The sequence below is a fragment of the Nocardioides furvisabuli genome (genome assembly GCF_021083185.1).
GTDB lineage: Bacteria > Actinomycetota > Actinomycetes > Propionibacteriales > Nocardioidaceae > Nocardioides > Nocardioides furvisabuli.
This window is the reverse complement of the sequence record NZ_JAIGQB010000024.1, coordinates 424-1,425: the sequence shown is the minus strand read 5'-3', so window position 1 is coordinate 1,425 and position 1,002 is coordinate 424. Positions and strand designations below refer to the sequence as shown.

General features: G+C 67.9%; 1 protein-coding gene. It reads right to left on the bottom strand.

Features of this window, described 5'->3' with window-relative positions; all coding sequences use genetic code 11:
- Positions 1-15 precede the first annotated feature (15 nt).
- Complete coding sequence (locus K4G59_RS19720; RefSeq protein ID WP_443685941.1) at positions 16-951, bottom strand: IS3 family transposase; 936 nt, start codon at positions 949-951, stop codon at positions 16-18.
- Positions 952-1,002 lie beyond the last annotated feature (51 nt).

Genomic DNA, 1,002 nt, shown 5'->3' with positions numbered 1-1,002 from the left:
TGTCGCGTGCCGGGTTCAGTGGAGGCTCTGAACTGACGCGCCGACGGTAGTCGGTGTGGGATTGTGCCGGTAGTGCTCGTCCTCGAACTCGACTGGTGGGACGAGTCCGATCTCGCCGTGCAGGCGTCGGTGGTTGAACCAGTCGATGTACTCCGCGACCGCGATCTCGAGGTCGTCGATGGTTTTCCAGGGACCTTTGTTGCGGACCAGTTCGGCCTTGAACAGCGAGTTGAACGCCTCGGCCAGGGCATTGTCATAGGAGTCGCCTGTCGACCCGACCGACGCGACGGCGCCGGCCTCGGCCAGCCGCTGGGTGTAGCGCACCGCGAGATACTGAACGCCCTTGTCGGAGTGTGCAATGACCCCCGCGGTGTCCTGGCCGGCGTGCTGACGGGTCCACAAGCCCATCTCGAGGGCGTCCAGCGCCAGGTCGGTGCGCAGACTCTTCGACAGCTGCCAGCCCACCACCCGGCGGGAGTAGACGTCGATGACGAAGGCGGCGTAGACCCAGCCGGCGAAGGTCCGGCAGTAGGTGATGTCCGCGACCCAGACCCGATTGGGCGCCGATGCCTGGAAGTCGCGGTCCAGCAGGTCCGGCCGGGTGTCGGGACCGCGCCCGGGGATCGTGGTCCTCGGTCCCTTGGCCCTGCTGATCCCGCGCAGCCCGTCGGCGCGCATCAGCCGGTGCACGGTGCACCTGGCGATCCGGTGCCCGCGTCGGTTCAACTCGGCGTGCATCTTGCGGACCCCGTAGACGCCGTAGTTGTCCTTGTGGACCTTGCGGATCACCGCCAGGCGCTGCTCGTCCGCGACCGCCCGCGCCGAGGGCGGCCGGGTCTTGGCGGCGTAGTAGCTGCTCGGGGCGATCTGCATCCCGGCCTTGCGCAGGACGGTGCAGATCGGCTCGACCCCGAACCGGACGCGGTGCTGGTCGATGTAGTCGACCAGCACCTGAAATATCCGCTGCCGTCGTCGCTGAACCCGTGATCCTGCGGGCGCTAC